This is a genomic window from Oleiphilus sp. HI0066, assembly GCF_001635725.1.
In genome coordinates this window covers 1-689 of the sequence record NZ_LWFH01001204.1, presented here as the reverse complement: position 1 = coordinate 689, position 689 = coordinate 1, and the positions used below count along the sequence as shown (strand labels likewise).

The following is a 689-nucleotide window of genomic DNA, read 5'->3' as shown; positions in this document are numbered from 1 at the left end:
ACGGCGGTGAGATTGTCTCCCAAGGCACTCCTGAGCAAGTCATGCGTGACGAGAACTCACTTACTGGCGCATATTTGAGCGGAACGAAAAAAATTGAAATACCTCGACAACGCACAGCTCCAAATCCGAAAAAACAATTGAGCTTAATCGGCGCGAATGGAAACAATCTAAATGACGTCACACTCAACATCCCAGAAGGCTTGTTAACATGTATCACAGGCGTTTCAGGCTCTGGGAAATCGACCCTGATCAACTCAACGCTTTACCCGCTCGCTGCGACAGAACTTAACAAGGCAACGACATTAGAGGCGGCATCGTACGATCAAATTAAGGGGCTAGACCTCTTCGATAAAGTCATCGACATAGATCAAAGCCCTATCGGAAGAACACCGCGCTCTAACCCCGCCACATACACTGGACTGTTTACTCCGATTCGTGAGTTATTCTCAGGCACCCAAGAAGCAAGAAGCCGAGGCTATAAACCAGGACGCTTTAGCTTTAACGTAAAGGGCGGTCGTTGTGAGGCATGTCAGGGCGATGGCGTAATCAAAGTAGAAATGCACTTCTTGCCTGACGTATACGTTCCATGCGATGTATGTAAGGGCAAGCGCTACAATCGCGAAACACTCGATATCAAGTACAAAGGATTAAACATCAACGAGGTGCTCGATCTTACGATCGAGGATGCC

General features: G+C 47.9%; 1 pseudogene. It reads left to right on the top strand.

Going from position 1 to position 689, the window contains the following annotated elements:
* Positions 1 to 689 (top strand): annotated as a pseudogene (locus A3738_RS16495) (excinuclease ABC subunit UvrA); the annotation flags it as partial.